5 protein-coding genes are annotated in these 8,621 nt (G+C 54.6%); 3 read left to right on the forward strand and 2 right to left on the reverse strand.

Features of this window, described 5'->3' with window-relative positions; all coding sequences use genetic code 11:
- The first annotated feature begins 62 nt into the window (after positions 1–62).
- Entirely contained in the window at positions 63–884 is an 822-nt protein-coding gene (locus FJ147_25345; protein ID MBM4259212.1) for a M48 family metallopeptidase, read from the forward strand.
- A 567-nt stretch (positions 885–1,451) separates the two neighbouring features.
- Here FJ147_25345 and FJ147_25350 read toward each other — a convergent pair.
- The gene (locus FJ147_25350; GenBank protein ID MBM4259213.1) at positions 1,452–2,819 is read right to left on the reverse strand and encodes a hypothetical protein; all 1,368 of its coding nucleotides are present in this window, start codon (positions 2,817–2,819) and stop codon (positions 1,452–1,454) included.
- A gap of 201 nt (positions 2,820–3,020) precedes the next feature.
- On the opposite strand from FJ147_25350, the gene FJ147_25355 reads away from it, so the two are divergent.
- Together FJ147_25355 and FJ147_25360 are read left to right on the forward strand one after the other, a co-directional pair.
- The gene (locus FJ147_25355) at positions 3,021–4,613 is read left to right on the forward strand and encodes a hypothetical protein (GenBank protein MBM4259214.1); all 1,593 of its coding nucleotides are present in this window, start codon (positions 3,021–3,023) and stop codon (positions 4,611–4,613) included.
- Between the two features lie 52 nt (positions 4,614–4,665).
- The gene (locus FJ147_25360) at positions 4,666–7,083 is read left to right on the forward strand and encodes a CoA transferase (GenBank protein MBM4259215.1); all 2,418 of its coding nucleotides are present in this window, start codon (positions 4,666–4,668) and stop codon (positions 7,081–7,083) included.
- Between the two features lie 130 nt (positions 7,084–7,213).
- On the opposite strand, the gene FJ147_25365 is transcribed toward FJ147_25360, so the two are convergent.
- The gene (locus tag FJ147_25365; GenBank protein MBM4259216.1) at positions 7,214–8,581 is read right to left on the reverse strand and encodes an amidohydrolase family protein; all 1,368 of its coding nucleotides are present in this window, start codon (positions 8,579–8,581) and stop codon (positions 7,214–7,216) included.
- Positions 8,582–8,621: the final 40 nt, after the last annotated feature.

Below are 8,621 nucleotides of genomic sequence, written 5' to 3' on the forward strand. Positions count from 1 at the left end.
GTCGCCCGCGTTCATCCAGCTCTTCGACCAGACTTCGATACTTAGACCGAAGCCAGCACACAATGGTCTCGTCTCTCATCCCTGCTCTTGTGCAGAGGCTCTCCACTCCGGTCAATCACTATTGCGGTAAGTTGTTTCCTGCCACCGCCTTAGTCTATCTTGTGCCAAGAACGGTGGAGAAAGCGTGGGGCCAAGAAACCATTGCGATGGTGGAGAAGGAGGCTCCGTTCTGTGAAGAAGCTGAGGGGAAGGAAGCGTTGCAAACGCTGGTGCGACGTTTAGCGGTAACAACTGACGCGCCATTCCCGTTTGAAGTGCGTGTCAGTCGTGCGCCGATACCTAACGCTTTCGCTGCTCCTGGCGGACAGATTGTGATTCTGCGTGGATTGCTTGCGATGGCAACCTCACCGGAAGAAGTGGCTGGAGTGCTCGCCCATGAAATGGCGCATGAAGTTCAGCGCCATCCAACCCGAGGCGTCGTCCGAGCATTGGGTATTCAAACGGTCATGGGGTTTGTTTCCGGTAATACCGGCAAAGGGTTGGGCGCAGCGACCGGAGCGTTGATCAACCTCTCCCACGGGCGCGATGATGAAAGTGAGGCTGACCGCATTGGCGTGCAAATGCTGAACAAAGCGAACATCCGTGCCGATGGCTTGGTGAACTTTTTCGAGCGTATGAGTAAAGTGAGCGCTGGAAGCCAGTCGCGGTTGTTGACGTATCTTTCAACCCATCCGAGTGACACGGCCCGTGTCGCGGCCATTCGCAGTATGGCTCGTGGTAACGGCGAGGCGATGACCGCGAAGGAATGGCAGGCGCTCAAGACCATCTGCGGGACTGAAAAAGAGGACGATACCGACGATCCGTTTGCAGTGTCGTTGCGTTAAGTGTCAGCACTCGCTTGCTCAAATAGTGTTCGGCACAAAACTTGACCACCGACAGGAGGTGGCTGCCACTCCTCTCTCCCTGCCTCATAAGGGTAGGTTTTTTATCCAAGCCTCAACTGGCGCGGATTTCCCCTCGTGAGGATCCGCGTGTTCGTCATGCCCGCGCAGGCGGGCATCCAGGAGCTTCACCCCTGAACGATTGCGCATTCTCCCTGGATTCCCGCATTCACGGGAATGACGTCTCGTCTTTGCTCAGCGTAAAAGCCTACCCCTAAAAGCCTCTCCCTGCCAGGGAGAGGGCTGGTACCGTGCCTCGCAAGTTCATTAGGGTGAAATCGTAGGGCGCGGACCACGCGCCAGTCAGTTGGCGCGCTTCGCACGCCCTACAACTGCTCACGAAGTTATGAGACACGGGACTAGTTTGATTTAATCCCACCCCAGCTCTGGCGCTTTCTTGAATACGGCAAGTCCTAAAGCGCATCCCACCGCAATGGCAATGTATGCCTTCACGAACGCCATGCCGATCTGGCCGACAATTGGCATCATGCCAAAGATTTTTCCTATACCTCACTCCGTCACAGTGAGTCCGGTGTAGATGAGCAGGACGTGCCAGTAGACTGGTCCCATGCGGCGGATCGTATCAACACCGATGAGAGGGTTCAGGACTGACGTGACGTTCTTTGATAGCGCCGCGACGATCAAAGCAACTGGCGTATAGGCGACCTTCCAGAGCAGGGCCAGGAGTAACAGCACTGAGACTCCAGTCGTCGTTTCGCCTGCGGTGGCCGCAGCCGCTGCTGTTGTTGTTGGCTCTGGCGTATGGCGTGGAGCCGGTTTCTCTGGTTTGTTACTTTCTGCAGACTCCTCGCTGTCAGCAATCTCTCCCTCGATATCTCCCAACAGGCTCTGCACTTCTTCAGATAGCCGGTCTTCTTCCGGGGAAGGGGAGGCAACGGTTTCCTCTTCTACAGTTGGTGCCCCGCCCATAATCGACGAGAAATTCATGCCCCATCCTACGTTCGCGGTGAACAACACCCCGAGCAATAGTAACGGTCCCCAGGTAATCAGCAGCGCGGCGCCACTTAATCGCAACGGGTGGGTGATATCAGAGATGTCATTAAACTCGGGAATAAAGCGCGTCAGATTGCCGCTCGCGACCTGATAGGGCGTGTGGAATGAATACCAGAGCAGAATACCCCACGAGAAAATAATAGCGCGAGGAGAGAACAACGCCGCAAAACCAAAGAAGCCGGTGATCATGGCAAAGATAATAAACGCCATCGGATCTTGCAGCGGATACGCCAGAATAGTTTTGATTTCATCCATCATCGGGCGCGATCGCATCCGCTGCTCGTCCAACCACTTCTGATAGCCAGAGGTAGGAATGCAGGGGCTGTCACAAGTTGAGCAGATCGACTTCTTGCATTCTTGACAGTAGCCAATCGCGCACGTCGGACACATCGTCTCAGCCTTTGCGTGCGGATGTTCGAGGCATTGTCGCCAAGCCCCTGGACGACGTTTGCCCGTCTGAGGGGGTGGCGCTGCTGCTGGCGTTATTGTCGCTACTGCAGCTTTGTTTCGCGCTGCTGAATGAGAGGGCCGTGCAGCAGGAACGACTTCGGCTACTGCTTCGGCCACTGCCATACCCCCGCCAAGCTCTTCCGATGCTGAGGCAATGCGAAGCGTAGGAGTTGAAGAGCGCGGCTCTGTTTCTTCAGGCGCTGTTACCGGTTGTGACTCGCCGACTATACGAAAGGCCAAAGGTTTTGCTGATGGTGCACTCTGACCATTTTTCACCTGTTGGTCACTATTCCTCGGGAACGACGTTGCTGTCTGGGCAACAAGCGCTCCACACGTACACTGTAACTGCGACTTTCCCGTGCTGGCTGCCGGCATCTCAAGTGAAGCCTGACACACATCACACTGAACTTGCATGGTCTTTCCCCCTGTTTGTCACGGTATCGTCACTCCGCTGCAAGACCTTCCACTTTGGAGTGCAGCGATCTCTGACTGCAATGATTGTTTGTAGGACTATCGGAACTACTTGCGAAGACTGTATCGGCAGTAGTCAGTCGATCAGGAACATGTCAGACTGCAGCAGGAATTTGGTGAGGGACTAGCAAAAAGGGGGACGTGATGAGGAAGGGCATATGGGCAAAAGCCGTGAACATTGCCCTACTTACAGTTTTGCTCGGGGGACTTACGGGAAGTGCACTCGCTGCAGCGGAGAAGAAAAAGCGCGCGACGCAAGCAAAGGACTCAGCTCAACAGATAACCCACGGTGTTGCCGTTGGAGATGTGACTGCCTCTAGCGCAGTCATTTGGGCACGCGCGAGTGGCGAGGGCATGCTTCGCGTCGCGGTCCAGCGTGAGGACGGTTCGCGGGGGACTACACTCCGTCGTGAGGCTCCTGTGACGGCAGCGCATGATTTTGCTGGTCGGATTGTTGTTGCGGGTCTCACTCCTGATACATCGTATCGTTACACGGTGTCGGTTTCTGGTGGTCCAACAGAAGAAGGGCGCTTCCGCACCGCTCCTGCACCGACACAAGCGAAAGCGTTCCGCTTCGCGTGGAGTGGCGACCTTGGTAGTGGTGTCTGCCGTGATCAACAAGAAGGGTATGGTATATTTCAAGCGATCAACCGTGAGCCGCTCGATTTCTTTCTCGCTCTCGGTGATATGATTTATGCAGATTTCACCTGCGAAGCCACAGGCCTCTATGGCAATGCGCAGGTCCCAGGCGAGTTTGGTCCTTCGGCTGATATGCCGAACTACTGGGCCCACTGGCGTTACAATCGCGAGGATGCGGGTTATCGTCAGATGCTGGCACGGATGCCGTACTACGCGATCTGGGATGATCACGAAGTCAGCAACGATTTCGGCCCGCTGCACGTTGCGCCAGGGCCGATCAAGGATAGCGAGAAGCCCATGATTGGCCTCGGGTTGGCGGCATTTCTTGACTACAACCCAATCATGGAACACGCAGAAACACCGAAACGGATTTATCGCAATTTTCGTTGGGGTAAGCATCTCGAACTGATTATTCTTGATACGCGGCAGTATCGTGACGCGAACTTCGCTCCTGATGATCTGAAGACGCCAAAGTCGATGCTTGGGCGTGAACAACTGATCTGGTTAAAAGACACCCTCGAACGTTCCGATGCGACCTGGAAAGTGATTGTCTCCAGTGTGCCAATGTCGGTGCCGACAGGAGTTAATCCACAAGTTCCCAAAGAAGAGGTTGCTGCCTTCATGCAGGTCACCGGTCTCGACAAAATCCTTCCTCATCTGAATCGGTCAGGCGGGATCGATAGTTGGGCAAATTACGAACAAGGTGCGGGGTTCGAGCAAGAACTCACGGATATCTTACGTTTCATGCAGCAGCGCAGAATCAATAATAACGTCTGGCTCACGACGGACGTACATTTTGCGGCGGCATTTCGCTACACGCCGTTCGCTGAGACGCCCTCGTTCCAACCGCGTGAGTACATTGCTGGTCCACTCAGCGCATTGCTCTTTCCCAACCGACTCTATGACTCGACGCTCGGTACAGAGCAGTTGTTTTTCTACGGTGCAGAGAAATTTACTGATATCCGTAGTTATGATGCCGCCAAGCCGTGGTTCAATTATGGTACCGTCGCGGTCGATGAAGCTGGTCACTTGACGGTAGAAATTCACAAAGTTGATGGGACGGTTGTGTATCGGGAGACGTTACGCCCATCACCATAAGTGAATAAAAATTCTTTGTGACTCGTGCCACAACCAAAAAGGAGGGAGAGACGTGCAAGGACTCGAAGGCATGAAGGTCTTGGAACTTGGCAATATGGTGTCAGCCGCGTACGCGACCAAGCTCATGGCTGATCTTGGTGCTGATGTCCTCAAAGTCGAAGAGCCCGGCGGTGACCAGGCTCGTCAACGAGGACCGTTTCCGCGTGGTGCCGCTAATCCGGAGCAGAGCGGCCTATTTCTCGCGCTCAACACCAATAAACGCGGCGTGACGCTGGATCTGCAAAGGGATCGCGCGTCACTTGCTCGTCTGATCGGCTGGGCTGATATTCTGGTCCACAATTATGCTCCAGCCCACATGACAGAGTTCGGCATTCACTACGAGACTTTTTGTGAGGCGAATCCACGCCTGGTTGTGTGTTCGATCACCCCATTTGGGTTAACTGGGCCTTACAAAGACTACAAAGCCTATGAACTGACGATGTCGCACGGCGGAGGGTGGGCATGGCTCAGCCCAGGCGGGTCAGACCATCCAGAGCTGCCACCACTCAAGGCTGCCGGACATCAAGCCGATTTTCAGGGCGGCTTAGCGGCTGCAACTGCAACCCTCGCTGCCTATACTCGCGCATTGCAGACTGGTCAGGGTGAACATATCGACTTTTCGGTGCAGGCGTATGTTGCTTCATTTTTGGAGCACCATTTCATTACCTACTCTTTTCTTGGTCGCATTAACTCACGGTTAGGACGGCGGCTCCAAGATCCGTGGGGAATTTTCGCTTGTCAGGACGGGGACATTTTCATTGCTGTGGCAGAAGAAGATCAATGGCAGCGGTTGCTGAAGTTGATGAGAAACCCGTCGTGGGCGACGGCAGAGCTGTTTGGTGACTTCATGCTGCGGACCAAAAACCAGCACTTGTTGAAGCCGCGCCTGAAAGAATGGGCGCAACAGTGGCGGGTGATGGACCTCTTCCATGCTGGACAAGCGCAGCGTTTGTGTGTGGCTCCGGTGCTGACCATGGAACAAATGGCGGCACAGGAGCAACTCCGCTCACGCCACTTTTTTGTTGATGTCACTCATCCTCGTGCTGGAACGCTCCCCTATCTTGGTCCGCCGTATCAGCTGCGTGAACCCTGGTGGCAGATTCGTCGTCCGGCACCGCTGCTTGGCGAACATAACGAAGAGATAAAAAGTGAGACGAGCGGCTGGAGACTGGAGACTCGGCCCTCCTCCTCAAGCCCCAAGCCTCTTGCCTCTCGCCGTACTCTTCCCCTTGAAGGCGTTCGTGTGGCCGATTTCAGTTGGGTCTGGGCCGGACCGTTCTGCACTATGCATCTTGCTCATCTGGGAGCGGAGGTCATCAAGATCGAATCTCGCAGTCATCTCGATCTCACACGCCGTCTACCGTTGTACCCCAAGGGCGTAGCACCAGGAATCGACCGCAACGGTTTGTTCAATCAATGGAGTCAAGGAAAGAAAAGCGTCAGCGTGAATTTGACCAAAGCTGAAGGCATTGCCATCGCCAAAGAGCTGATCGCGAAAAGTGATGTCGTAGTCGATAATTTTGCGACTGGCGTGATGGAGCGATTAGGCCTCAGTTATGATGAACTCAAGAAGATTAATCCTAATATCATTATGGCCTCGATCTCTGGTTATGGTCATACGGGACCGCACAAGAATTACATGGCCTATGGTCCGGCTATTGCACCACTGACGGGCCTGTCGTCGTTGACAGGATATGCAGGGAGCCCGCCCCAGGAAGTAGGCCTGTCGTATGGTGATCCGAACGCAGGGATCAATGCAGCAGTGGCTATCTGTGCGGCCTTGGCTGCACGGCAACGTACTGGCCGCGGTCAATACATCGACATCTCGTTATGGGAAGCCGTCGCTGCCTTAGTGCCTGAGGGCTGGATGGATTATGCGATGAACGGTACGCAGCCGCCACGGCAAGGCAACCGAGACCCAGTGATGGCGCCGCACAACTGTTTCCGCTGTGCAGGAGACGATGAATGGGTCTCGATTGCCTGTGGTACGGAGGGCGAGTGGCAAGCCTTGTGTCGAGCCATTGGCCAGCCGCAACTCGTTAACGACAAACGTTTCGTCACTATGCGCGATCGCAAAGCAAACGAAGACGCATTGGATCAACTGCTTACGACATGGACCGAAACACGAAACAAATGGGAGGTGACGCGTCTCCTCCAGGATGCAGGAGTGGCTGCCTTTCCGTCGATGAATTGTAAAGATCTTGCTGAAGATGGTCACCTCAATGAACGTGAATTCTTTTCACGCCTGGCCCATCCCGAGATTGGCGTACAGACGCACACCGGGATTCCCTGGCGTTTGCACAATGCGCCCAATGGCGTGCGCTTGCCCGCTCCGATGTTAGGTCAACACACTGACCAGGTTATGCGTGAAATTCTCAATTACTCTGAGCAAAAGATTGCCCAGTTGCAGGCGGAGAAGGTGTTATATTAGGTACCACTTTGGAGAACCAAGGTGATCTGGGCGTGTCATTACTGAGCGAAGCAAAGAAGCTCTCTTCAATTTTTGCTGGAGGGGATAAGTGAAAAGGGCGCAGTCTGTTGCGCCCTTGCAGTTTTGCAACTTATGACGTGATCGCGGTATTCACCTGCGGCACGCGTTTGAGCAATGCTTGTGGATCATGCGCGACACCACCGCGATAGACTGTCGTGAGCTTGCGCAGTTCGCGGACATCGCGGAGTGGGTCACCATCAACAACGAGGAAATCCGCATAGCGACCTGTGACAATACTGCCAATGTCATCAGCGCGCCGGATATACTTCGCGGCTACCGAGGTGACGGATTTCAATGCAGCCATTGCGCCAATTGATTCGCTCAGCAGTTCAATTTCCCGTAGCAGAGCGAACCCTGGCGGTGGATAGGCGAGTCCGCCGCAGTCAGTGCCACCCACAATGAGACCGCCGGCATCATGTAGCATACGTGTCACTTCTTGATGTTTTTCTAAGACTTTCGTCGCAGCAGTAGGCTCAAACAGCCCAGGATGAATGTCCCAGTCGGGTCGTTCTCCGATGTGCGACGCCATGGCCTTCTGACGAGCGAGCGCCATTGGCGGAATATAGCGACGGTCAGGGTCTTGCATCGCTGCTTCTCGTCCACAGCGTGCAATCCATAGTAAATCGAGCGTGGTTCCCATATTCACTTGATGTTTGATCATCTCCTCGAACCAAGTCTGTGCACGCTTCCCTTTCACGTCGACTTCTTCCCAACCTTTGTTCAATTGTTGCCAGAACCCTGCGTTCATCATAGTAGCGCCGACACCGAACTGCATTTCCAGCGCGCAGAAGTCGTTGTATGGCGAGATCCATACGTGTTCGAGGCCATCGATGCCTGCTCTAATCACGTCGAGTGAGTGGGTATAGCCGAGATGTCCAGTGACCGGGACACGTTTGTCGACAAAACGAATGACCTCCTTCGAGGTCTCTGGTGGCAAGGTGAAATAGAGCTTGATACCATCGACACCGGCGGCAAGCAGAGAACCAATCTTTTGTGGCACTGCTTCAGGCGATGGAATGGAATCGAGCATCTCCCCCAGCGGTCCGTAAGGTTCAAAACTTGAGGTGGGCCCATCCAACAACGGCCCGTAGATGAGCATGCGTGGCCCCAGGGTTGCTCCGCTATTGAGATCTTGCCGCAGTTGTTTGGCCTTTTCCAGCTTCGCGCCGACGTCACGTACCGTGGTGACTCCTGCCGCGAGAAACAAGGGCAGGCTTTCGCGGTCGACAAACGTCGCATGTACGTGGGTATCGATGAGGCCAGGTAGGACAGTTTTTCCTTTGAGATCGACTTCGTGCGCTCCCGCTGGAGTAGGAATCGGGTCATTTTCAATGGCACTGATGCGTTCGCCGTTGACCACAATTGACACACCGCTGCGAGGTTGATTCGCCACGCCGTCAATCAGCCGCGCGTTTTTGAAAACAGTAGTCTGAGCCATATTCCCTCCTGTTTTGCTGGGTGACCTCTCTTGTCCCCAG

The organism is Deltaproteobacteria bacterium (assembly GCA_016874775.1).
GTDB lineage: Bacteria > Desulfobacterota > Binatia > Bin18 > Bin18 > VGTJ01.

Coding starts and splice junctions, on each gene's coding strand:
- FJ147_25345 (MBM4259212.1), top strand. CDS start 63: ATGGTCTCGTCTCTCATCCCTGCTCTTGTGCAGAGGCTCTCCACTCCG.
- FJ147_25350 (MBM4259213.1), bottom strand. CDS start 2,819: ATGCAAGTTCAGTGTGATGTGTGTCAGGCTTCACTTGAGATGCCGGCA.
- FJ147_25355 (MBM4259214.1), top strand. CDS start 3,021: ATGAGGAAGGGCATATGGGCAAAAGCCGTGAACATTGCCCTACTTACA.
- FJ147_25365 (MBM4259216.1), bottom strand. CDS start 8,581: ATGGCTCAGACTACTGTTTTCAAAAACGCGCGGCTGATTGACGGCGTG.